General features: G+C 73.8%; 21 protein-coding genes. 9 read left to right on the forward strand and 12 right to left on the reverse strand.

Annotated elements, in window-relative coordinates; translation table 11 throughout:
- Complete coding sequence (locus DBP14_RS02050) at positions 1-2,655, reverse strand: SpoIIE family protein phosphatase (protein WP_129305332.1); 2,655 nt, start codon at positions 2,653-2,655, stop codon at positions 1-3.
- 197 nt (positions 2,656-2,852) lie between these two features.
- On the opposite strand from DBP14_RS02050, the gene DBP14_RS02055 reads away from it, so the two are divergent.
- Together DBP14_RS02055 and DBP14_RS02060 are read left to right on the forward strand one after the other, a co-directional pair.
- On the forward strand, positions 2,853-4,106 hold the full coding sequence (locus DBP14_RS02055; RefSeq protein WP_129305333.1) for a SpoIIE family protein phosphatase: 1,254 nt from the start codon (positions 2,853-2,855) through the stop codon (positions 4,104-4,106).
- A 128-nt stretch (positions 4,107-4,234) separates the two neighbouring features.
- Positions 4,235-4,831: a dihydrofolate reductase family protein gene (locus tag DBP14_RS02060; protein WP_129305334.1), complete on the forward strand. Its 597-nt coding sequence runs from the start codon at positions 4,235-4,237 to the stop codon at positions 4,829-4,831.
- Between the two features lie 51 nt (positions 4,832-4,882).
- Here DBP14_RS02060 and DBP14_RS02065 read toward each other — a convergent pair whose 3' ends face one another.
- Positions 4,883-5,875, reverse strand: coding sequence for a L,D-transpeptidase (locus DBP14_RS02065; protein WP_241740770.1), 993 nt, complete (start codon positions 5,873-5,875; stop codon positions 4,883-4,885).
- A 346-nt stretch (positions 5,876-6,221) separates the two neighbouring features.
- Between DBP14_RS02065 and DBP14_RS02070 the strand changes: the two genes are divergently transcribed.
- Positions 6,222-7,661: a hypothetical protein gene (locus DBP14_RS02070; protein ID WP_129305335.1), complete on the forward strand. Its 1,440-nt coding sequence runs from the start codon at positions 6,222-6,224 to the stop codon at positions 7,659-7,661.
- Positions 7,658-8,821: a hypothetical protein gene (locus tag DBP14_RS02075; RefSeq protein ID WP_129305336.1), complete on the forward strand. Its 1,164-nt coding sequence runs from the start codon at positions 7,658-7,660 to the stop codon at positions 8,819-8,821. Before DBP14_RS02070 ends, DBP14_RS02075 begins: the two co-directional genes overlap by 4 nt.
- A 38-nt stretch (positions 8,822-8,859) precedes the next feature.
- Here DBP14_RS02075 and DBP14_RS02080 read toward each other — a convergent pair whose 3' ends face one another.
- The gene (locus tag DBP14_RS02080; protein ID WP_129305337.1) at positions 8,860-9,165 is read right to left on the reverse strand and encodes a hypothetical protein; all 306 of its coding nucleotides are present in this window, start codon (positions 9,163-9,165) and stop codon (positions 8,860-8,862) included.
- 234 nt (positions 9,166-9,399) lie between these two features.
- Here DBP14_RS02080 and DBP14_RS02085 point away from each other — a divergent pair, with 234 nt between their 5' ends.
- Positions 9,400-9,951 (forward strand): DUF2231 domain-containing protein, encoded by a 552-nt coding sequence (locus DBP14_RS02085; protein ID WP_129305338.1) that lies wholly within the window; start codon positions 9,400-9,402, stop codon positions 9,949-9,951.
- 25 nt (positions 9,952-9,976) lie between these two features.
- Here DBP14_RS02085 and DBP14_RS02090 read toward each other — a convergent pair whose 3' ends face one another.
- The 3 genes from DBP14_RS02090 to DBP14_RS02100 all read right to left on the reverse strand — a co-directional run bounded on the left by DBP14_RS02090 (position 9,977) and on the right by DBP14_RS02100 (position 11,758).
- Positions 9,977-10,441, reverse strand: coding sequence for a cyclic nucleotide-binding domain-containing protein (locus tag DBP14_RS02090; protein WP_129305339.1), 465 nt, complete (start codon positions 10,439-10,441; stop codon positions 9,977-9,979).
- 80 nt (positions 10,442-10,521) lie between these two features.
- A complete protein-coding gene (locus DBP14_RS02095) occupies positions 10,522-10,881 on the reverse strand; it encodes a hypothetical protein (protein WP_129311629.1) in 360 nt (119 codons plus the stop codon).
- 151 nt (positions 10,882-11,032) lie between these two features.
- Complete coding sequence (locus DBP14_RS02100) at positions 11,033-11,758, reverse strand: DUF2249 domain-containing protein (RefSeq protein WP_129305340.1); 726 nt, start codon at positions 11,756-11,758, stop codon at positions 11,033-11,035.
- A gap of 90 nt (positions 11,759-11,848) precedes the next feature.
- Here DBP14_RS02100 and fdxA point away from each other — a divergent pair, with 90 nt between their 5' ends.
- From fdxA to DBP14_RS02120, 4 genes are read left to right on the forward strand one after another with little or no spacing between them, the layout of a single operon-like run.
- Positions 11,849-12,175, forward strand: a complete 327-nt coding sequence (gene fdxA / locus DBP14_RS02105) for a ferredoxin (RefSeq protein WP_129305341.1) — start codon at positions 11,849-11,851, stop codon at positions 12,173-12,175.
- Positions 12,176-12,180: 5 nt separating this feature from the next.
- Positions 12,181-12,864 (forward strand): helix-turn-helix domain-containing protein, encoded by a 684-nt coding sequence (locus tag DBP14_RS02110; protein ID WP_129305342.1) that lies wholly within the window; start codon positions 12,181-12,183, stop codon positions 12,862-12,864.
- A 56-nt stretch (positions 12,865-12,920) separates the two neighbouring features.
- Positions 12,921-13,289, forward strand: coding sequence for a cupin domain-containing protein (locus DBP14_RS02115; RefSeq protein WP_129305343.1), 369 nt, complete (start codon positions 12,921-12,923; stop codon positions 13,287-13,289).
- A gap of 47 nt (positions 13,290-13,336) precedes the next feature.
- Positions 13,337-13,771, forward strand: coding sequence for a hypothetical protein (locus tag DBP14_RS02120; protein ID WP_129305344.1), 435 nt, complete (start codon positions 13,337-13,339; stop codon positions 13,769-13,771).
- 12 nt (positions 13,772-13,783) lie between these two features.
- On the opposite strand, the gene DBP14_RS02125 is transcribed toward DBP14_RS02120, so the two are convergent.
- The 6 genes from DBP14_RS02125 to DBP14_RS02150 all read right to left on the reverse strand — a co-directional run bounded on the left by DBP14_RS02125 (position 13,784) and on the right by DBP14_RS02150 (position 22,973).
- Positions 13,784-14,116: a cupin domain-containing protein gene (locus DBP14_RS02125; RefSeq protein ID WP_129305345.1), complete on the reverse strand. Its 333-nt coding sequence runs from the start codon at positions 14,114-14,116 to the stop codon at positions 13,784-13,786.
- Positions 14,117-14,150: 34 nt separating this feature from the next.
- The gene (gene narI / locus DBP14_RS02130) at positions 14,151-14,894 is read right to left on the reverse strand and encodes a respiratory nitrate reductase subunit gamma (protein WP_129305346.1); all 744 of its coding nucleotides are present in this window, start codon (positions 14,892-14,894) and stop codon (positions 14,151-14,153) included.
- Entirely contained in the window at positions 14,891-15,613 is a 723-nt protein-coding gene (gene narJ, locus DBP14_RS02135; protein WP_241740771.1) for a nitrate reductase molybdenum cofactor assembly chaperone, read from the reverse strand. The genes narI and narJ overlap by 4 nt, the downstream gene beginning before the upstream one ends.
- Positions 15,610-17,232 (reverse strand): nitrate reductase subunit beta, encoded by a 1,623-nt coding sequence (narH, locus tag DBP14_RS02140; RefSeq protein ID WP_129305347.1) that lies wholly within the window; start codon positions 17,230-17,232, stop codon positions 15,610-15,612. The genes narJ and narH overlap by 4 nt, the downstream gene beginning before the upstream one ends.
- 32 nt (positions 17,233-17,264) lie before the next feature.
- A complete protein-coding gene (locus tag DBP14_RS02145; protein WP_129311631.1) occupies positions 17,265-20,957 on the reverse strand; it encodes a nitrate reductase subunit alpha in 3,693 nt (1,230 codons plus the stop codon).
- 297 nt (positions 20,958-21,254) lie between these two features.
- Positions 21,255-22,973 carry a GAF domain-containing SpoIIE family protein phosphatase gene (locus tag DBP14_RS02150; protein WP_129305348.1) on the reverse strand — a complete coding sequence of 573 codons (1,719 nt, stop codon included), beginning with the start codon at positions 22,971-22,973 and terminating at the stop codon, positions 21,255-21,257.
- Between the last annotated feature and the right edge of the window lie 91 nt (positions 22,974-23,064).

Below are 23,064 nucleotides of genomic sequence, written 5' to 3' on the forward strand. Positions count from 1 at the left end.
TCAGGACGACGGGGACGGGGACGGAGACGGGGACGGTGATTCGGACGGGACGGGGAGTTCCGCCCAGATGACCTTGCCGTCCGTGGTGTAGCGCGTCCCCCATCGCAGGGCGAACTGGGCGACGAGGAACAGCCCGCGGCCGCCCTCCTCGCCGAGCCTCGCCCGCCGCAGGTGCGGGGAGGTGTTGCTGTGGTCCAGGACGGCGAGGATGATCCGGTTCTCGGTACGGATCAGGCGGAGCGCGACCGGGCCGCGGGCGTGCCGGACGGCGTTGGTGACCAGCTCGCTGACGATGAGTTCCGCGGTGAAGCAGAGGTCCTCCAGCCGCCACCGCGTGAGGCGGTCGATCGTCAGCGCCCGTGCCCGGCCGGCGGCCGCGGGTTCGAAGGCGAGGTCCCAGGAGGCGACGTCCGCGGCGGAGAGCGGGGAGGGCCGGGCCACGAGGAAGGCGACGTCGTCCCGGGAGCGGTCCGGCAGCAGGGTCCGCTCCATGGTGTCGCAGATCTCCTCCAGGGGGCGGTCCGGGTGGGCGAGCGCGAATCGCAGCCGTTCGAGTCCGATGTCCGGGTCGTAGCCGGAGGCGGTGATCAGCCCGTCGGTGTAGAGGGCCAGGAGGCAGCCTTCCGGGATGTCGACCTCGGCCGGTTCGAACGGCATGCCGCCGACACCGAGCGGCGGGCCCGCGGGGATGTCCAGGAACTCCACCGGTTTGTCCGGGTGGGCGAGGGCGGGCGGTGGATGGCCGGCCCGCGCGAAGGTGGCACGGCGGTTGACGGGGTCGTAGACGCCGTACAGGCAAGTCGCGCCGACGATGCCCTCGACGCCCGTGGGGTAGGCCGTCTCGGCCTCCTCGGACAGGCGGGTGACCAGGTCGTCGAGGTGGGTGAGCAGTTCCTCCGGCGGCAGGTCGAGGTCGGCCAGCGTGTGCACGGCGGTACGCAGCCGGCCCATGGTCGCCGCGGCACGGATGCCGTGGCCGACGACGTCGCCGACGACCAGTCCCACACGGGCGCAGGCCAGGGGCAGTACGTCGAACCAGTCGCCGCCCACTCCGGCCACGGTGTCGGCCGGCAGGTACCGGTAGGCGGCGGTCACGGCCGCGTGGCTCGGCAGTTCGTGCGGGAGGAGGCTCTGCTGCAGGGTGAGCGCGGACCGGTGCTCCCGGCCGAACCGGCGCGCGTTGTCGATGCACACGGCCGCGCGGGCGGCGAGCTCCTCGACGAGCAGCACGTCCTCGGCGGAGAACGGGTCGGGGTCGTGCCAGCGCATCAGCGTGGCCACGCCCATCGTCACGCCCCGCGCCCGCAGCGGGACGACGAGATGGGTGTGGATGCCCAGCTCGCGCATGCGGGCGCGGCGCACCGCGTCGTGGACGAGCCACGGGCTCCCCACGTCGAGCACGGCGTTCAGCACCGGGCGTCCGGAGGCCAGGCACTCCCACTGCGGCGAGCCGCGCGGGTAACCCACCGTCCCGCCGGCCGTGACGACCACTTCGGGCAGGTCCTCCCGCAGCGAGTGGTGCACGACCCGGCGCATGTCCCCCGTCCGGTAGGCGGCCCGGGCGTCGGGCTCCCGGCCGTCCAGTACGGCGCCGAGGAGGTCGACGGCGGTGAAGTCGGCGACCCTCGGCACCAGGATCTCGGCCAGCTCCCGCGCGGTGCGTTCCAGGTCGAGCGTGCTCCCGATCAGATCACTGGCCTCGTTCAGCAGCGCCAGCCGCTGCTGCGCACGGTGCAGGTCGGTGACGTCCACCGACTCCTCGCACACGCCCAGGGGCCGGCCGTCCGCGTCCTGGAGTCGGTAGTAGGAGAGCGACCAGACGTGCTCGTGCCCGGGATCGGCCGGGGTGCGGCCCCGGTATTGCAGGCCGGTGACCGTCTCCCCCGTGTCGAGGACCCTGCCGAGGAGCTGCCGGGCCGAGTCCGGCTGCTGTCCGGACGGCACCCGGCTCTCGGGATACGGTCGCCCCTCGCTCCTCGCCGGCCCCGATGCGCCTTCGCCCCATCTGGGCCCCGGTTCGCCCTCGCCGCACGCCGGACACGGGGTGGACTCTCCCGGCGCCTCCCCCGGTCGCGTCTCCCCCGGCATCTCCTTGCCGGCCGCCGCGTTGGCCCAGGCCACGCGCAGGTCGGGGCCGTAGATCGTCAGCGCGACGGTGGACTGCGTGCCGAGGCCGTGCAGCATGGCCTGCCGCAGCCGCCGTCCCGCGAGCTCCCCGGCGTCGGTCAGGAGCAGCAGCCGCAGGGAGCCGCCCGGCGTGGTGTGCAGTGCGCGGCACGACACCGCCACCGGCAGGGGACGGCCGGCCCGCGTCCGGAAGACGACGGTGATGCACCGCGCGGGGTCGGGGGACCGCAGGAACCAGTCCGCACCGGCATCCCCACCAGGCCACTTCGCCCCGGCATCCCGGCCGGCCCACTCCCCACCGGCCTCCTCGCCGGCCCACTCCCCACCGGCTTCCCCTCCGGCCCGCTCCGTCAGCGCGGCGATCGGCCGCCCGAGCACCTCCCGAGCGGTGTGGCCGAGCAGCCGTTCGGCCTCCGGGCTCCAGCCGGTCACCGTCCCCCGGTCGTCCACCAGGACCGCGGCCGCCCGCGCGATCAGCGGTCCGTCCCCGATGTCACCCGACCCGGAACCGCTCGCTTGTGTGGTCATCACACGTCCGTCCTCGCCGAACGCCCGGCCGCTGGGCGGGGCCGCCCACTCCCTTCAAGGATCAGCCAGCGGCAGCCCCGGCACAAACGCCGGGGCGCGGGGAATGTCCGGTCGGCCGCGGCCGGCCAGGCGGGTACGGCCCGTGGCGCCTAGGTTGAAGGCAGTGACCAGCCGCTACGGGCGCAAGGAGTGGCGAGATGGCAGCACGGGTGGACCACGCGGCCCTGTTCGCCGCCACGCCCAGCCCCTATCTGGTGCTGGGCCCGGATCTCGTGATCGTGGACGTCAACCGCGCCTACCTGGAGGCGACCGGCCGGACGCGCGACGACCTGGTGGGCCGGCACGTCTTCCAGGCGTTCCCCGACAACCCCGGGGACCCGGACGCCGACGGGGTGCGGAATCTGAGCGCGTCCCTGCACCGGGTCCTGACCACCGGCAGGCCGGACACCATGGCGTTGCAGAAGTACGACATCCCGGTCATGAGCCGGCCCGGAACCTTCGAGGAACGCTGGTGGTCCCCCGTGAACACCCCCGTGCCGGGCGTGGCCGGCGAGGTGGCGTGGATCATCCACCGGGTGGAGGACGTGACCGCGTTCGTCAAGGCCCACCGGGCCGCGAACCCCGCCGGCCCGCTCGTCGGCAAGGGGCTGGAGGTGACCGAGTCGCTGGAGGCGGAGTTGTACGCGCGGGCGCGGGAGCTGCAGCGGCTGAACGACGAGCTGCGCAAGGCCCACACCCGCGAACGCGAGGTCGCCGTCACCCTCCAGGAGGCCATGCTGCACGCCCCGGACCTGGCCCACCACCCGCAGGACGTGGTGGTGCGCTACCTGCCGGCGGTGGGTTCGCTGAACGTGTGCGGCGACTGGTACGACGTGGTCGACATCCCCCCGGACCGGCTGGGGCTGGCCGTCGGGGACGTCATCGGCCACGGTCTGGAGGCCGCCGCGGTCATGGGCATGCTGCGCAGTGCCCTGTCGGCGGCCATCCGCGCCCTGGAACGCCCCGCGCAGGCGCTGGAGGTCCTCGGTCTGTACGCCCGCTCGATCGAGGGCGCGCTGGGTACGACGGCGGTCAAGGCGATCGTCGACCGGCGCAGCCGGATGATCATCTACAGCAGTGCCGGGCACCCGCCGCCGGTCCTGGTCCATCCCGACGGGCGGACGGAGCTCCTGGACCAGGCGACCGACCCGCCGCTGGGCGCGCGGCCGCAGCACGTGCCCCGTCCGCAGGCCAGCGTGCACTACCAGCCCGGCGGCACCCTGGTGCTGTACACCGACGGGCTCGTCGAGCGCCGTGACGAGGACATCGACGCGGGCCTGGAACGCCTGACCGGCGTGCTCGCCGAGTGCGCCGGTCTGGGGGCCGAACAGCTCGCCGACACGGTGCTGGCCCGTCTCGGGGTGGCCGGCGGGGGCAGGGACGACGTTGCCCTGGTCGTCGCCCGGCTCTGAGCGCGGCGACGGGCAGTGGCGGGCGACGACCCGGATGCGATGAGTTTCTGGCGTCCGGTCCGTCTACAGTCCCGTACGAAGCGAGTGGCCGGCCCGCGGCGGGCCGGGCGTTACCCAGGGAGCATCACATGCGTCTTGTCGTCACCGAGTTCATCAGCCTCGACGGAGTCGTGCAGGCGCCCGGCGGGCCCGAGGAGGACACCGACGGCGGGTTCGCGCACGGCGGCTGGTCGCATCCGTTCTTCGACCCGGAGGTGGTGGGCGGGGCCTTCGCCGCCGGACTGGAGCAGGCCTCGGCGCTGCTCTACGGCCGCCGTACGTACCAGACCATGGCCGCGGCCTGGCCGGAGCGGGCCGGGGACCCGTTCGCCGACCGGCTGAACTCCCTGCGGAAGTACGTCGTCTCGGACACGCTCGGCGACTCCGGCCTGACGTGGGACAACTCCGTGCGCGTCCCGGTGGCCGAGTCTCTGGACAGGGTGCGCGAGCTGCGTGCGGCCGAGGGCGGGGACCTGGCGGTGATGGGGAGCCCCACGCTGGTGCGGGCCCTGCTGGCGGCGGGGCTCGTGGACGAGTTGCAGCTTGTCGTCATGCCGGTGCTGCTCGGCGGCGGCAAGTCGGTCTTCCCCGAGGACGGGGAGAAGCGGACCTGGGAACTGGTGTCCTCGGCCGTCGGGAAGACGGGGGTGCAGATCAACGTGTTCCGGCCGGCCGGGGAAGCGTAGGCGGCACGGGCGGGGTGACGGCGGCGCCGGCCGGCGCCGCCGTCGCCGCGGTCACAGCGTGCCGGTCGTCCCCTCCCCGGAGCCGCTGCCGGCGAGCCACTGGTCCCAGCCGAGGTTGAAGTCGGCGTAGCCGTTGTCGGCCGAGGCCTTGGCGCGGCTGGAGCCGGTGATGGTGACCGGGTCGCCCTGCTTGACCTGGCCGTAGAACCACTTGGCGTCCGACAGGGACAGGTGGACGCAGCCGTGCGAGCCGCGGGCGCTGCCGCTGCCCGGGTTGGGGTCGCCGGTCGAGTAGTGCACATAGGTGCCGGACTGGGTGAGGTGGACGTCCCAGGGCAGCGTCAGGTCGTAGTAGTTGGGGCTGCCCTTGTCGCAGCTGATGCCGACGCTGCAGGAGGTCATGTGGACCTTCTCCTGCTTGTCGATGACGGCCATCGTGCCGTTCCACGTCGGGTACTGGGGGCTGCCCGCGTTGATGGAGAGAGTGCGCACCGCCTTGCCGTTGCGGGTCACCTTCATGGTGTGACCGGTCACCGAGACGTCCGCGCGGACGTCGTCGCCGACGGTGAAGGTGTGGGTGTAGCCGTGCACGCCGTAGCGTCCATTGCCGTTGCCGACACCGGTCAGGTCGGCGTCGAGCTTGACCTTCGTACCGGAGGGCCAGTAGTCCTTCGGCCGCCAGTCGGCGCGCTTGTCGCCGAACCAGTGCCAGGCGCCCTCCACCGGCTGCGAGGCGCTCACCTTCATGTGCTTCTCCACCGTGGCCCGCGCCTTGGCCGCCACCGGGTTGGAGAAGACCACCGAGATCGGCATGGCCACGCCGACGGTGGTCCCCGTCTGGGGGGTGATCGTCTCCAGCAGCATCGGCGGACCCGCCGGCTTCTTCGGTGACGGAGAGGCACTCACGCTCGGCTTGCCCGACGGCTTCGCGTCGCTCCCGCTCCCGCTCGCCTTGTCACTGCCGCCTCCGCCGCAGGCGGTCGCCCCCACCAGCATCGCACCTGTGACGAGTGCGATCCGTATGCCGCCCTTGCGCCGTCCCACGCCCTGCCCCGCTCTCTCGTTCCTCGGCCCCTGACGGGCCCGGCTTCCTGTCAGACAACACCGGTGTGCGCCGTAGTTGCGCACGTTGTGTAAAGCATGCTTCAAAAATATGTGCGCCCCGCCGGTCCGGTGCCGTCCCCCCGTGCAGGGTGCGTACCCGGATGCGACCGGACAAGCCCGGCTTCGTTCAAGGATATTCCGTGGAGGGGTTGTGGCCTGCACTGTTACGGTCCTCGGGCCGGCCGCGGGACTCCGGTGCGACTTCCGGAACGTGCCTATGAAGCGATGATTCGCAGCTCGTGCCCCCATTCCCCGGCCGGCGTCCATGTCTTGGGGGGAGAGCGGGATGGAATCGTACGGGGACCTGATCGCGGCCGAGGACGTGCTGCTGTTCGTGAACGCGGCGATCACCTCGACCGGGCAGCGCGAGTTCCACAGCGACGCGGACGAACAGCGGCTGTCCCTGGACTTCCTCCACACGTACATGCTCGGCAACTACCGTGACCTGTACGCCGGGACCCTCGCGCTCGACATCAACGACCACCACGCGGCCCTGATCGTCCGGCGGCTCCTGGAGACCGCCGGTGAGGCCACGGCCGGGCAGCGCCGCCGCGAGGGCCGTCTGATCGCGGCCCGGCTCGCGGCGCTGCCGCCCCAGCGTGTGTACGCGCTGTTCGGTGCCCTGCGCCGGGCGGGGGTGAACAACCGCCGCAGCCGCGCCATCATGCGGGACTGGCTGGCCGCCCGCCCCGACCCGGCGTTCGACGCGGTGAAGTACCGCAGCGGCCTCAAGGGGGTCCTGCGCCACACGCACCTGCCCCCGGCCACCGAGGAGCTGGGCGCGTTCCTGTTCGCGCCGCACTCCCGCCCGCACTATGCGGCACCCCTGCTGGAGGCGTGGCGCCGGGCGCACCACGAGCAGGGCGCCCTGTACGAGCTGCCGTACACGGTGGCCGAGGGCTTCGCCGCCCGGCACGGCGTCCCCCGGGGCGCCTTCCTGGAGCGCATGGCGCCGCGGCTGACCCGTCTGGAGACCCTGCGACTACAGAAGTCCGCGCGAGCCCGCGGGGCGACCGGCGTCCCCACGGACCTGACCGGGATGCCGCTGACCCGGCTGGCGGCCTATGTGCTGTCGCTGCCGGTCGACGAACGCCGGGAGAGGCGTGCCGAGTTGACCCGGGCGCTGCGAGCGGCCGCCGGCCGGGTGGCCGGTGCCCACCGGGGCGGCTGGGGTCGGGTGACCGCCGTACTGGACGACAGCTGGTCCGCGTCGGGTTCGGCGCACAAGCGCCGCCGGCCGCTGGCCGTCGCCCTGGCCTGCCACTATCTGCTCGCGGCGCTGGCCGGCCACTACACGGGGCTGTGGACGTCCGGCCGGACCGATGCGCTGACGGCCCGTCCGTACGGGCCGACGCCGCTGGGCCGGCGGATCCTGGACGCGCTGGACACCGCCCCGTCCAGGCTGGTGATCCTCTCCGACGGGTGGGACAACGCGCCTCCCGGGCTGGCCGGCGAGGTGCTGCGCGTCTGGCGGACCCGGCTCGATCCCGGCCGCCGTACCGCCGTCGTGCATCTCAATCCGGTGTACGACGCGGACGGCTTCGACGTGCGCCGGCTGTCCGCGACCGTACCCACCGCCGGCATCCGGGACGCCGAGGACCTGCCCGCGCTGGTGGAACTCGCCCGGTTCGCGGAGGGCGGGACCGGCCTGCCCGAGCTGATGGCCTACCTGGACTCCCGTGCGGAGCGGATGCCGGGCGTACGACGTCAGGAGCGGGCGCGATGACCGCCCTGGACCTGACCGGCCTCGCCGTCCGGCCCTCCCAGGTGTGGGGTGCCGTACGGCTGGTGCCGCTCGCGCGGGACGAACCCGTCGAGGACCTCCGCCTGGGCGCGCGGCTCTACGGCGACGCGGCCGGCCTGGTCGACGTCGGCCGCCGGCACGCCTACGTCTCGTACGTCCCGCACGGGTTCGTCGCGACATGGACCCGCGACGGCACGCCCGCGGCCGCCTACGGCACCCAGCTGTCCGCCGACGGCGACGCGGCGCCCACCGCCACCATGGGCCTGCGCTTCCACCGGCGGGCGGCCCGCCGCGAGGCCCGGGACCGGCTGCGCTTCCTGCCCCTGCACCTGGCGCTGGAGGGCTATCTGGCGCTGCACTTCGGCGGCCCGTCGGTCGTCTGGGAGGAGTGGTCGCGGCGGGCGGTCCGCCGGGGGCTCTCCCCGCGCGTCGAGGAGGCGTACACGGGTGCCGACGTGCGCGGACTCGCCGACGCCCTGCGCGTCTTCGAGATCCACCCCGGTCAGTGCGGTGTCCTGGTGTACGTCGCCGACGCGCTCGCCGCCGCGTTCGCGGTGCCGCATCCCGACGACTACCGCGCCCTGCACGCGACGCTCCTGCGGGACCTGTACGGCGAACTCATCCACCACTACGCCACGCTCATGCCGCCCGTGCCGGACTTCCGGGCGCGTGTCCCGGACGACTGGGTCCGCTCGCTGTGCGACCTGCGCGAGGCGGTCCGCGAGCAGGAGGACGCCTGGACGCGGTTCCACGACACGACCATGGCGGCCGGGCTGCTGGAGGAGGCGTACACGTGGCAGCGGGTGTACCGGATGGGACGCTTCACGCTGTCACGTTTCCTGCCGGGGTTCCGGCCCGGACGGGAGAACCACATCGGGGAGGCCGTCCGCGACGAGGCGGGCAGGATCGCCTACCTCAAGACGTTCCGCCTCTCGGAGGGCCAGGTCCGCCGCGGGCACCTCCTCAACAGGCTCGCCGCGCACGACTGGCACCTGGCGGACACGGCGGCCGGCCTCGGCATCGAGGAGGCGCAGCTGGGGCTGCGGCTGGAGTCGGCCGGCTTCGGTCTCCTGCTGCGCCAGGACGTCCTGGACGGGTACCGGGCTCGCGCACGGCGCGGGACGGGGGCCGGGACCGGCTGAGGGCGCGGACGCACCGGGTGAGCCGGCGGCGCGGGCGGTCAGCCCGTCTCGTGGGCGGTCTGCCGGGACGGTACGGCGGCGAGGACGGCTCCGCCGCCCGCCCTGACGGCGGCCACCGCCGACTGGTGCAGATCGCGGCTCCGCCGCTCGGAGTGGCAGGGCACCGGGCTTCCCGTGAGGGTGAACCACTCGGAGGTGCCGGTGTACTGGACCGTCACGTCGGCCTCACGGCCGTCCCAGGTGGTGTGGACGGTCAGGTCGCCCGCCACGATCCCCGCCTCGTCGGTACGGGCCCCTCCGTGCCCGGTGAAGACGCCGCGGGTCGTCCATGATGCCCAGACCATGATGCCGGTCTCCCTTCGCTGACTGCACCGCTCGCTTCTCCCATGGTGCGCGCCGGGCCGCCGGTTCCGCCTGGCCGGAGCCCTCACGGCCCGGGGCGGCCGGGCCGCGGCCCGCGACGCCCGGCCGTTCAGAAGATCCTCAGAGATTGCCGTGCGAGGCTGACGCGCCCCACCGGCCGGGACGCCACGCCGTGCCCGGCCGGCTTCCGTGGTCGCCTTCTGGAGGAACGCCCGATGAGCCTCACCGTGGTCGGCGGTCTGCCGGCCCATGTCCTGTTCGTGCACTTCGTGGTCGTCCTCGTGCCGCTGACCGCGCTGGCGCTCGTGGCCGGCGCGATATGGCCGGGCGCGGCCCGCCGCATGGGGATCGTGCTGCCGCTGCTGGCCCTGGTGACGCTGGCGAGCGTTCCCCTCGCCACGCACGCCGGGGAGTGGCTGGAGGCGCACGTCGGCAGCGACGCCCTGGTCCGCCGGCACGCCGAGCTGGGCGACGGGCTCCTCCCGTGGGCGGGGGGCCTGTTCGTGCTGGCGGCGGTGCTCTGGTGGACGACCCGCCGGGCGGCCAACGGCGCCGGGACCACCGGTGCGGGGACCGCCGGTGCGGGAACGGCCTCCGTCCCGGCGCGGTACTCGCTGCCGCTCCGCGTCGTGACGGCGGTGCTCTGCGTCGGGGTGGCCGCGGGCGCGGTCGTGGACGTGTACCGGATCGGCGACTCCGGGGCGAAGGCCGCCTGGCAGCACGGGTACTCCAAGACCGCCGTGGTCGACCGGACCGGCAACGGCTGAGCCCGGCCGGTCGCGCCGGGCGCCGTCATGCCGCGTGGCCGCTGCCGTACGGCCCGAAGAGGTCCAGCAGGCGGACCCGGGTGGCCTGGAGCCGGTGGGCGAGGACCTGACCGGCCCAGTAGGTGATCAGCGCGCCCAGTGCCGGCTCGGCCCGGCACATCTCCCGTACGGCGGCCGCGTCGAACTCGTAGGCCCGTACGGGGCTCATCGCCTCGGCGCCCAGGGTCCAGTAACCCGGCGGGAACAGCCAGGAGCAGCCGACGAGTTCGCCGAAGCCCAGGGTCTCGATGACGACCGGGCGGCGGCCCGGGACGCGCATGTCGAGGGCGACCGCGCCGGATCGGACGACCCAGAAGCGGTCCGCGTGGGCGCCCTCCTCGAAGAGGCGGGCGCTCTGCGGGAAGGACACGTCCCGGGCGAGGCTCATGAGCCTGCTCCGGTACTCCACGGGAAGCGTCCTGCTCATGCGGGACGTGGCGGTGATGGTCACTTTCGGGCACCTCCTCGCGCGTCGTCGTCCACGGGCCTGCCCGCCGGCGTACGGCGCCTGTCTTCGGCTTTTTTCGTGTGTCAGCGCGGGCGGGATTGGATCCGCATGCCCGGGCGGCGGCGGTGGACGGTGACGTAGCTCAGGCCGTCGGCGCCGGCGGTGATGCGGCGGGTCGAGCCGTGCGGCAGCCAGCACAGGGCCCCGTCGGCCAGCTCGATCGGGCCGTCGGCGGTGTCCATGCGGCCGTGTCCGGCGACGACCAGGAAGAGGACGTCGAGGTCGGGTTCGGCGTGGGTGTCGACCAGGCCGCCGGCCGGCAGGTGCACCAGGTTGGCGTCGAGCTGCCGCCCCGATTCGGCGAGCTTCCACCGGGCGCCGGCCGAGGGGGCACCCACCGCGGCGAGGGCCTGGACGTCGCAGAGGAGCCGGGGCACGGGCACGGGTGCGGCGCCCGGCCCGGGGACGGCCTGTGAGTCAGCGCGCCCGGCAGGTGCGGCACCCGGCCCGGGGACGGCCTGAGCGCCGACGCCACCGGCCGGTGCCGCGCCCGGCCCGGGGACGGTCTGTGCGCCGGCGCGGCCGGCGGGTGCGTCAGGCATCGACGGCGGCCTTCCCGATCCGCACGCGCCAGACCTCGGGGCCCGATTCGACGTAGTCCCAGGTGTGGGCGCCGGGGTGGGTGGCCTCGAACTCGCGGCGCAGCGGCTTGGGGTCGTGGTTGTTGACCAGGGTGAAGGCCTCGCCGGGGGCGAGCCGGGCGTAGCGCCCGAAGATCCTCGGGTGCCGCTGCCCGTGCGGGATCTCGCGCACGTCGATGACCTCGGGCGCCTCCAGCGTGCCGCCGTCGAGGAGGGTCTGCAGGTCCTCGGCCAGTCCGGGCAGGCCGGCACCGGGCAGCGCGGCGAGCGCGGGCAGCAGCACGGTCTCCTCCACGGCCAGGTGGACGGTCAGGACCGCCTCGATGCCGCGGGCCAGCGCGGTGGCCGTCTCGGTGTCGCCGGCGCCGGCGAGGGCGTCGACACGTTCGCCGAGCGCGGCGCTCGCGGCGCGCAGGGCGCGGACGAGCAGGCGGGTCTCGGCCGCTCCGGACGCGGCGGCGTACAGCGTGGCGTCAGTGGCGGCCAGGTGGGCGCGCAGCGGGCCGGTGCAGTACTCGGCCGAGGTGGGCCGCGCCGCGTCGGCCGGGTCCGGCGCGGACGTGATCGACGTGGCGAGGCCGGCCAGCAGGCGCCGGTGTGCGGCGCGGATCGCGGCCCGGGCCCGGACGGCGGGGTCGGTCTCGGTCGCCTGGATGTGGATGTCGGAAGACGGTGCCACGGGGGGTGCTCCTCTCGTCCCTGTCCCTACGCCACCGATTATTACATGTACTATTTGGAAAAACCCTCCTGGCCTGACGAGGAGTCCGCCATGACCTACGTGATCGCCCAGCCGTGCGTCGATGTGAAGGACAAGGCGTGCGTGGAGGAGTGCCCGGTCGACTGCATCTACGAGGGCGAGCGGTCCCTGTACATCCACCCGGACGAATGCGTCGACTGCGGGGCCTGCGAGCCGGTCTGCCCGGTCGAGGCGATCTTCTACGAGGAGGACGTGCCCGAGGAGTGGCGGGAGTACACGCGTGCGAACGTGGAGTTCTTCGACACGCTCGGCTCGCCGGGCGGCGCCGCCAAGCTGGGCCTGATCGAGCACGACCACCCGCTGGTCTCCGCCCTTCCCCTGCAAGCCCGGCAGGGGTGACGGCCATGACCGGGAACACAGAGCGGCAGGACGGCGAACACCTCTCGCCCCGCCGCCGCGCCGTCCTGGAGGCGGTGCGGGCCGCCGGCCGCCCCGTGGGCGTCACCGAGGTCGCGGACCGGCTCGACGTCCATCCCAACACCGTGCGCTTCCACCTCGACGCGCTCGCGGCGCAGGGCCGCGTGGAGCGGTCGGTCGAGGAGCCGTCGGGTCCGGGCCGGCCGCGTACGGTGTTCGCGGCGCGGCCGGGAATGGACCGGGGCGGTGTGCGCCGCTACCGGCTGCTGTCCCGGATCCTGCTCGGCCAACTGGCCTCGGCCGCCCCGGACACCGAGGCCGCGGCCACCGACGCCGGGCGCGCCTGGGGCCGGTACCTGGTCGAGCCCCTGCCGCCGTCCCGCCGGCCGACCCCGGAGGAGGCCGTGGAGCGGGTCGGCGCCATGCTCGCCGACCTGGGCTTCGACCCCGAACCGGCCGGCGAGGGCGTGCCGCCCGGCCGGGTCCGGCTGCGGCACTGCCCCTTCCTGGAACTCGCCGAGGAGTACGGCACGGTCGTCTGCCCGCTGCACCTGGGCCTGATGCAGGGCGCCCTGGCCGAACTGGACGCACCCGTGGAGGCCACCCGGCTGGAACCGTTCGCGGAACCGGACGCCTGCGTGGCCCACCTCGCCCTCACCCGGGCCGCGTAGACCTTCACCCGCCCCACGCTCTCCCCAACTCCCCCATGGAAACGAGGAACATCCCCATGTACGTCGCCGACAGCGCCACCGCGACCCGGCTCCGCGCTCCCCTCGCCGGCGGGCCGACCGCCGCCCCGCTCACCACCGCGGCCACCTCCGAGCAGGTCGCCGTCGTCCACGTGGAGATCCCGGCGGGCGGCGGCATGCCCGAGCACGACCACGGCGCCTCGCAGATCGTGCTGATCCCGCTCTCCGGCTCCGTGCAGCTGCGGCACGGCCAGGAGGCGCACACCCTGACACCCGGCTCGGCGGCGCACATCGGCACCGGGGAGCGGGTCAGCCTCGCCAATCCCGGCGCCGAACCGGCCTCGCTGATGGTCGTCGCCTCGCCCCCGGAGTTCGCGGCCCGGCTGGCCACCTGGCCCGTCGCCTGACGCCCCGCGGATCCGGCACATCCCCTACGAGAAAGACCTCATCAGCGATGAACGCGACGTCGGCGGCCGTGGCGGGCGCCCTCACCTTCCTCTGGCTCGGCATGGTGCTGGCGATCTCCTTCCTGGAGGCGCCGCTGAAGTTCCGGGCCCCCGGAGTGACGATCCCCATCGGACTCGGCATCGGCCGGATGGTGTTCCGCGCCCTCAACCTCGTCGAGGCGGCCCTCGCCGTCGTGGTGGCCGTGGCGGTCGCCACGGCCCGGCCCTCGGCCTCCGTCGTCGCGCTCACGGCGGTCGCCGTGGTCGTCCTCGCCGGTCAGCTCACCGTCGTACGGCCCCGGCTGAACCGGCGGTCCGACGCCGTGCTCGCGGGCGAGGACCCGGCGCGCAACCGCTCGCGGGCCCACCTGTACTACGTGGCGCTGGAACTCGTGAAGGTCCTGTCCCTGCTCGCGCTGGGCTGTGCGGTGCTGTTCCGCTGAACGGCGGGCGTCTCAGGGGCGCTTGGCGACGGTGAGGAGGATCGCCGCGTCCTCGACCGCCAGGAGGCTGTGGCGGGCCGGCGGTACGGCGATGAGGTCGCCGCTGCGGCCGTCCCAGGACGTGTCGCCGCTGGTGAGCCGCACACGTCCGCGCAGCACCAGCACGGTCGCCTCGCCGGGGTTCTCGTGCTCGGACAGCTCGGTGCCCGCGGTCAGCGCGAGGAGGGTCTGCCGCAGGGTGTGCTCGTGACCGCCGTAGACGGTGGTGGCGCTGCGCCCGGTGGACGCGGCGGCGGCGCGTTCCAGGTGCTCGCGGGCCTGCGCGTCGAGGGAGAGTTTCCGCATGGGGTCCAGTCCTCCTGACGGGAAACGCGGGTGGTCAGTAGCGCACGCCGATGCGCCGCCAGCGGCGGCCGCTGGTGCCGGGCTCGGTGGGGTGGGCGGGGACGCGGGTGCGGTAGAGGACGAACGGCCGCCACAGGTACCACACGGGCACGCTCCAGGCGTGCACGAGCCGGGTGAACGGCCACACGGCGAGGATCGCCCAGGCGGCGGTGGCGTGGACCTGGTAGATCAGCGGGGCGTGCGAGATGGCGTGCACGTCGGGGTTGCCGGCGAACAGCCCCCGGAACCACAGGGCGACGCTCTGCCGGTAGTCGTAGCCCGCGCCGAACAGGTTGATGCCCATCGTGGGGATGATCCCGAGCACGATGACGATCGCGAGCAGGATCAGCGCGAGCCAGTCGACGGGGCTGGTGGTGGCGCGCACCCGGGGCACGGTGGTGCGGCGGAAGGCGAGGACGGCGACGCCGAGGATCACGGCGAGCGCGGCGACGGTGCCGCCGACCGAGGAGAACCAGCGGTAGGTGTCCTCGGGGATGCCCAGCCAGCGGGTGAACGACTCGGGGATCAGGATGCCGAGCACGTGCCCGGCGATGGCGGCGAAGGTGCCGTAGTGGAACAGCGGGCCGCCCCACTTCAGCAGCCGGCCCTCCTGGAGCTGGGTCGAGCGGCTGGTCCAGCCGAACTGGTCGTAGCGCCACCGCCAGACGTGGCCGACGACGAACGTGACGAGGGCGAGGTAGGGCAGGATGACCCACCACCACAGGTCCCAGGAACTCATCTGACGCCGTCTCCGTTCGTCGGCAGGAGGGGTGCGGTGGGCGCGGCGGGCGCCCCCGGACGCGCGGTGGGGGCCGCGCCCATGTACTCGGGCGGGGCGAAGGGCTCCAGGCCCACCTCCTCGCGGGGCGGGCCCTCGGTGGCGAGCCGGCGCAGGGTGTCCCGGTCGCGTCCGCGCGGTGCGGGCAGCCGGCCGCAGACGGCGTCGAGGACCGGGGCGTAGAGGTCGTCGCGGTCGCGCAGGGCGCCGCGCAGCAGTTCCAGGCCGGACTGGCACTGCAGCAGGACCCGGCGGCCGGGTTCGGGGGCGAGCGAGGCGAACTCCAGCACGAGCGGCAGGAAGTCGGGCAGTTCGGCGTCGGGCGGTTCGTGGCCGGCCTGCCGGTAGACGTGCTTGAGGGCCAGCAGCGCCATGCCGCGGGCCCGGGTGTCGCCGTGCCGGTAGTAGGTGAGGTGCAGGCTGCGGTGGCGGGTGTGGTCGAAGGTCTCCACGTAGCCTTGGGCCGCCTCGGTCGGGGTCAGCGCGCGGAGTCCGTCCGTGACGCGGGCCAGCCGGTCCCGGTCGGTGGCGTCGGCGAGGGCGGGCAGCGCGGCGGTCACCTCGTCGAGCCGGCCGAGCACCGTATCGTCCGGGTAGCGCAGCAGGATCGACCCGATGCGATGCAGCAGCGGGCTGTCGCCGGGCGCACGGCGTGCGGCGCGGATGCGGCGGCGGATCACTGCGCGCCCTCCTCGCCGAACAGGCCGGGCGCCCGGCCGCTGCCGTCCCAGCCGAGCAGGTTGAAGCGGACCTGGCCCTCGTCGTCGCGGAAGTGGCTGCCGCCGTGCGGCGCGGACAGGCCGGGCAGCGTGGGGGGTGGGGTGCCGAGCTGGTCCTGGTCGTGGTCGGCGTAGTCGGCGCCGCCGCCCGGGTAGTCGAGTGAGCAGTGCTGTGCCATCAGCGCGCCGGTGCCCTCGGCGTGGACGCGCGGGATGACGTAGCGGTCGTCGTACTTGGCGATGGCGAGCAGCCGGTACAGGTCCTCGATCCCCTCGGCGTCGGTGCCGACGGAGGCCAGCAGGTCGTGGTCGACGGGGTCGCCGAGCTGCTGGGCGCGCATGTGGGCGCGCATCGCGGTGAGCCGGCGCAGCACGCCCTCCACCACGGCGGTGTCGCCGGCGGTGAACAGGTTCGCCAGGTACTCCATGGGGATGCGCAGGGATTCGATGGCGGCGAAGATCCGGTCCGGGTCGTCGTCGTGGTAGCCGGTGGCGTGCACGGCGTCGGCGACCGGGGACAGCGGGGGCACGTACCAGACCATCGGCATGGTGCGGTACTCCGGGTGCAGGGGCAGCGCCACCCTGTGCTTCGTGATGAGCGCGTTCACCGGGGAGCGCTTCGCGGCCTCGATCCAGTCGTGGGCGATGCCGTCGCGGGCGGCGGCGGCCTGCACCTCGGGGTCGTGCGGGTCGAGGAACACCGACAGCTGGGCCTCGTACAGGTCCTTCTCGTCCGTGACGGAGGCGGCCTGAAGGACGGCGTCGGCGTCGTAGAGCATCACGCCGAGGTGGCGGAGCCGGCCGACGCAGGTCTCGGAGCAGATGGTGGGCTGCCCGGCCTCGATGCGCGGGTAGCAGAAGGTGCACTTCTCGGCCTTGCCGGTGCGGTGGTTGAAGTACACCTTCTTGTACGGGCATCCGCTCACGCACATCCGCCAGCCCCGGCACCGGTCCTGGTCGACGAGGACGATGCCGTCCTCGGCCCGCTTGTACATGGCGCCCGAGGGGCAGGAGGCGACGCAGGACGGGTTGAGGCAGTGCTCGCAGATCCGCGGCAGGTAGAACATGAAGGCCTGCTCGAACTCCATGCGCACCTTCTCCGCCATGCCCCGCAGGTTGGGGTCGGCGGTGGCGTGGGTGCCGGAGCCGGCGAGGTCGTCGTCCCAGTTGGGGCCGCGCACGGGCCGCATGTCCCGGCCGGTGAGCTGCGACTTGGGGCGGGCGCTGGGGAAGGCGTCCGACAGCGGGGCCGTGGTCAGGCTCTGGTAGTCGTACGTCCAAGGCTCGTAGAAGTCGTCCAGGGAGGGCAGGTCGGGGTTGTAGAAGAGGGTGAGGAGCTTGCGCAGCCGCCCGCCGGCCTTCAGCCTCAGCTTGCCGTGCCGGTCGAGTTTCCAGCCGCCCTTCCACTGCTCCTGGTCCTCGTAGCGGCGGGGGTAGCCGGAACCGGGCTTCGTCTCGACGTTGTTGAACCAGACGTACTCCGAGCCGGAGCGGTTGGTCCAGGTCTGTTTGCAGGTCACCGAGCAGGTGTGGCAGCCGATGCACTTGTCGAGGTTCATGACCATGGCGACTTGAGCCATACAGCGTCCGATAGTGGTTCCACCACGGGGCATCAGAACTGGACCTCCTGTCCGCGCCGCCGGATGACGGTGACCTCGTCGCGCTGGTTGCCGGTGGGGCCGATGTAGTTGAAGCCGTACGAGAACTGGGCGTAGCCGCCGATGAGATGGGTGGGTTTCACCAGCAGGCGGGTGAGGGAGTTGTCGCCGCCGCCGTGCAGTCCGGAGGTCTCGGTGCGCGGCACGTTCAGGTGCCGGTCCATGGTGTGGTACATGAACACGGTGCCCTCGGGCATGCGGTGGGTGACGACGGCCCGGCAGGCTACGACGCCGTTGCGGTTGTACGCCTCGATCCAGTCGTTGTCCGCGACGCCGATGCGTTCCGCGTCGAGCGGGCTCATCCAGATCACCGGACCGCCGCGGAACAGGGTGAGCATGTGCAGGTTCTCCTGGTACTCGGAGTGGATGGACCACTTCGAGTGCGGGGTCAGGTAGCGGACCACGAGTTCGGGGCGGCCGTCGGGCGAGCGGCTCGGGTCGCCGAAGTGGCCGAGCACGTTCAACGGCGGCCGGTACACCGGGAGTTGTTCGCCGAACTCGGCCATCCAGTCGTGGTCGAGGAAGAAGTGCTGGCGGCCGGTGAGGGTGTGCCAGGGTTTGAGCCGTTCGACGTTGACGGTGAACGGCGAGTAGCGCCGGCCCCCGGACTCGGTGCCGGACCACTCGGCGGAGGTGATCACGGCGCGCGGCTGGGTGCGGGTGTCCTCGAAGGTGATCCGGTCGCCGGAGCGTTCCTCGGCCAGGTCGGCCAATTCCACTCCGGTGCGGTCCTCCAGGGCGCGCAGCGACTCGACCGCGAGCCGTCCGTTGGTGGTGCCGGACAGCGCGAGGATCGCCTCGCAGAACTGGACGTCGCGGGCGATGGAGGGCCGGCCGTCGCCGGCGCCGCCGCGGACGGTGCCGTTGCGGGAGCGCAGGTAGGCGATCTCCTCGCCGGGTTTCCAGGTGAGGCCCTTGGTGGTGGTGCCGAGGGTGTCGAGGAGGGGTCCGACGGCGGCCATCTTCTCGGCGACGGCCGCGTAGTCGCGTTCCACCACGATCAGTTTGGGCATGGTCCGGCCGGGCACCGGCTCGCACTCCCCCGCCTTCCAGTCCCGCACCCGGCCGTGCGGCTGGGCCAGTTCGTCCGGGGTGTCGTGGGCGAGCGGCGCGGCGATCACGTCCCGGCGGGTGCCGAGGTGGACGGCCGCGAGCCGGGAGAACTCGGCGGCGATGGTGTGGAAGGCGTCGAAGTCGCTGCGGGTCTGCCAGGGCGGCGCGATGGCCGGGTTGAAGGCGTGCACGAAGGGGTGCATGTCGGTGGAGGACAGGTCGTGCTTCTCGTACCAGGTCGCGGCGGGCAGCACGATGTCGGAGAACAGGCAGGTGCTGGTCATCCGGAAGTCGACGGCCACCGACAGGTCGAGTTTGCCGACGGGCGCCCGCTCGCGCCACGTGACGTCCTTCGGGCGCAGGTGCGGCGGTGTCTCCTCGGCGGTGACGGCGTCGTCGGTGCCGAGGAGGTGGCGCAACATGTACTCGTGGCCCTTCATCGACGACGCGAACAGGTTCGCGCGCCAGATGAGCAGGACGCGGGGGAAGTTGGCCGGGTCGTCGGGGTCCTCGGCGGCGAACCGCAGCCGGCCCGCCTTCAGTTCCTCGACGATGTGCTCCTGGACGTCCTTGCCGGCCCGCTCGGCCTCGTCGCACAGGTCCAGCGGGTTGCGGTCGAACGCCGGGTGGGAGGGCATCCAGCCGAGGCGGGCGGCGAGCGCGTTGCAGTCCGGCAGGGTGCGGCCGGCGAGGGTGCCGGGGCCGAGGGGGCTGGTGAGGACGTCGGCGGGGAACGCCTCGTAGCGCCACTGGTCGGTGGCGAGCCAGAACAGCGGGGTGCCGACCATGTGCCGGGTGGGCCGCTGCCAGTCCAGGCCGAACGCGAGGTGGAACCAGCCGGTCAGCGGCCGTACCTTCTCCTGGCCGACGTAGTGCGCCCAGCCGCCGCCGTTGACGCCCTGGCTGCCGGTGAGCATCACCAGCGACAGGAAGGCCCGGTAGATCTGGTCGGAGTGGAACCAGTGGTTGGTGCCGGCGCCCATCGCGATCATCGAGCGGCCGTGCGTGCGCTCGGCGTTGCGGGCGAACTCCCGCGCGACCCGGGCCGCCGCCTTGGCCGGCACGCCGGTCAGGGTCTCCTGCCAGGCCGGGGTGCAGGGCGTGGCCGCGTCGTCGTACCCGATGGGCCACTCGCCGGGCAGTCCCTCGCGGCCGACGCCGTACTGGGCGAGGACCAGGTCGAAGACGGTGGTCACCAGGTGGCCGCCGATCCGCGCGGCCGGCACACCGCGCCGGACCGTGCCGCCGGACTCGCCGGGGCCCGCGTCGAAGCGCGGCAGGTCCACGGGCGCCGGCTCCGCGTCGGGGCGGCCGTGCAGGGACAGCAGCGGGTCGACGCCGTCCAGGCGGAGGTTCCAGCGCGGGTCCGGGGAGTCCTTCTCGCCGGGCCAGCGGAAGCCCAGCGAGCCGTTCGGGACGGCCGGTTCGCCGGTGCGCGCGTCCAGCAGGACCGTCTTGAACTCGGCCGCCTCGTCATCGCGGCCGGGCGGGCCGGACTGGTCGGGCAGGCTGGGCAGGTCGGCGGCGGTGAGGAACTTGTCCGGGACGTACGCCGTCCCCTTCTCCCCCGTCCGCTCGCGCAGCCGGACCAGGAACGGCAGGTCGGTGTAGGTCTTGGCGTACTCGGTGAAGTACGGCACCTGCCGGTCGCGGTAGAACTCGCTGAGAATGACGTGGCCCATCGCCATGGCCAGTGCCCCGTCGGTGCCGGGGGCGGCGGCGAGCCAGTCGTCGGCGAACTTGGTGTGGTCGCTGTAGTCCGGCGAGACCACCACGACCTTCTGCCCCTTGTAGCGGGCCTCGGTCATGAAGTGGGCGTCGGGGGTGCGGGTGATGGGCAGGTTGGTGCCCCACACGATCAGGTAGCCGGCGTTCCACCAGTCGCCTGACTCCGGTACGTCGGTCTGGTCGCCGAAGACCTGCGGGGAGGCCATCGGCAGGTCGGCGTACCAGTCGTAGAACGAGGAGATGGTGCCGCCGATCATCGACAGGAACCGGGTGCCGGCCGCGTACGACGTCATCGACATCGCGGGGATCGGGGAGAACCCGACGATCCGGTCCGGGCCGTACCGCTTGACGGTGTCCACCTGCGCGGCCGCGATCAGCTCGGCCACCTCGTCCCAGGTGCTGCGCACGAAACCGCCCTTGCCGCGGGCGCGCTTGTACGTCGCGGTGCGCTCGGGGTCGGCGGTCAGCCACGCCCAGGCCTCCACCGGGTCGGGGTGCTCGGCCTTCGCCCGCCGCCACAGCTGGAGCAGGGGGCCCCGCACGTAGGGGTGGCGGATGCGGGTGGGCGAGTAGGTGTACCAGGAGAAGGAGGCGCCGCGGGGGCAGCCTCGGGGCTCGTACTCCGGGGAGTCCGGGCCGACCGAGGGATAGTCGGTGGCCTGGGTCTCCCAGGTGATGATGCCGTCCTTGACGTACACCTTCCACGAGCAGGAGCCGGTGCAGTTGACGCCGTGCGTGGAGCGGACCTCGCGGTCGTGCCGCCAGCGTTCGCGGTAGAACTCCTCGGCCGCGCGGCCGCCCTCGCGGTACAGGATCCGCCGGTCGGGTGACTGCTCGCCCGGGAAGAAGTACTGCGCCGAGCGCATCAGCCGTTCCGCCGCCTCACCGGCGCGGTCCTGGGTCACGTGCGTCGCCTCCTCCTGCGTGGTGGTGCGGTCGGACTCGGGCCGGCTGACGGCCGCTCAGGCGCCGTCGCGGCAGGAGTCGGAGGACGACGGGCCGGTCCGCTCACCGGCGTGCGGCGCGGCACCCGCCGCCGGCCGGGCCTGGGCGGCCACCTCAGTCTCAGCCGCCCCTACCCGGCCTGCAACCGGCCATGCGCGCGAAACGGGCGCGAGCCCCTGGCCGGGCGACGGGTCGCCGGCCCTTGCCGGCCGCGGCGCTCACTCCGGCGCGTGACACAGCGCGAGCACGGCGATGTCGTCGCCCGGGGCCGGGGCCACCTGCTCCACCAGCTCGTCGAGCAGCGTCTCCGGGGTGCGCCCGCGCAGCCGTACCGCCGCACGGCTGAGCCGCTCCAGACCGGCGGACAGGTCCTCACCGCGCCGCTCCACCAGGCCGTCGGTGTAGAGGAGCAGCAGGCTGCCCGCGTCGAGCCGTTCGGTGGCCGCCGGCTCGCGCGGCACACCGGTGTCCACACCCAGCGGGAGCCCGTGCCCGCCGGAAAGGAACCGGGCCGGGCCGGTCGCGGGGACGAGCAGCGGCGGCGGATGTCCGGCGTTGGCCCAGGCGAACGAGGAGCGGCCGCCCACCGAGGGCCGGACCACGCCGAACACGAGCGTGGCGGTGACGTCCGTCTCCCGCAGGTTCTCCAGCGCCCGGTCGAGCCGGCGCACCACCTCGTCCGGCGGGGCGGGCCGGTCCAGGGCGAGCGCGCGGAGCATGTGCCGCAGCTGGCTCATCCGTGCCGTGGCCCGGACGTCGTGCCCGGCCACGTCGCCGACGGCGACGGTGAACGTGCCGTCGGGCAGCACGATCGCGTCGTACCAGTCGCCGCCGACCTCCGCGTAGGTTCGCGCGGGCGTGTAGCGGGCGGCCAGCCGGAACGGGGGGACGGCGGGCAGCGCGTCCGGCAGCAGGGAGCGCTGGAGGTAGGTGGCGATGTGCCGTTGCTGGCCGTACAGGCGCGCGTTCTCCAGGACGAGGGCCCCCTGGTGCGCGATGGTGTCGATGAGGGGCACCTGTGCCTCGGTGAAGGGCCGGCCCGCCCGGCCGCGGGTCACGATGAGCACCCCGAAGGGCCGGCCGCCGACACCGAGGGGAGCGGCGATCGCGGTGTCCGCCCCGAGCCGGGCCAGCAGTTCCAGCTGGGCGCGTTCCAGAGCGTCCCTGGCCTGCTCGGGCGGCCGTACGCCGGGGACGAGGACGGCGGTGGCCCGGCGCAGGGCCTGGGCCAGCGGCGCGGAGGAGTCCTCCGGCCAGGCCGGCAGCAACCGGGACGGCTCACCGGGGCGCGGGATGTCCGGACCGGGGAGACCGGGGTCCGGACCGGGGCGGCCGGGGTCCGGGCCGGGGTGGCTGGGGCCTGAGCCGAGGAGGCCGGGGTCCGAGCCGCGGAGGCCGGGGTCCGGACCGGGGTGGCTGGGGCCCGAGCCGCGGAGGCCGGGGTCTGGGCCGGGGTGGCCGGGGTCCGAGCCGAGGAGGCCGGGGCCCGTTCCGGGGAGGCCGGGGCCCGTTCCGGGGACATCCGGACCGCGGAGGCCGGGGTCCGGGCCGAGGAGGCCGGGGTCCGAGCCGAGGAGGCCGGGGTCCGAGCCGCGGAGGCCGGGGTCCGAGCCGCGGAGGCCGGGGCCCGTTCCGGGGACATCCGGACCGGGGAGACCGGGGTCCGGGCCGGGGCCCGGGACGTTCGGGCCAGTGCCTGCGGCGTCCGGGCCGGGGTGGCCGGGGCCTGGGCCGGGGAGGCCGGGGTGCGGGTCTCGGCCCGCCACCACGGCCCGGCGGGCCCGGCCCCGCTCGTCGAGCAGGTCGATGACGCACCAGTCGGCGAGACCCTCGACGAGGAGTTCCGCCAGCCGGCGCAGGCTGCGTTCCCAGCCCCGGCCCTCCCGCAGCGCCTCCGTGACGTCCGCCAGCAGCCTGAGCGGAATGGGCTCCTCCACCGGTCCGCCGCCTCCTTCGCGCCCCCGGCCTCCCCCGCGGCCCGGCCGGCGTCTCGTCCCCGTCTCCCAGTCTGCCCGCGGGACTCGGGGC

It is taken from the genome of Streptomyces sp. L2 (assembly GCF_004124325.1).
Taxonomy (GTDB): domain Bacteria; phylum Actinomycetota; class Actinomycetes; order Streptomycetales; family Streptomycetaceae; genus Streptomyces.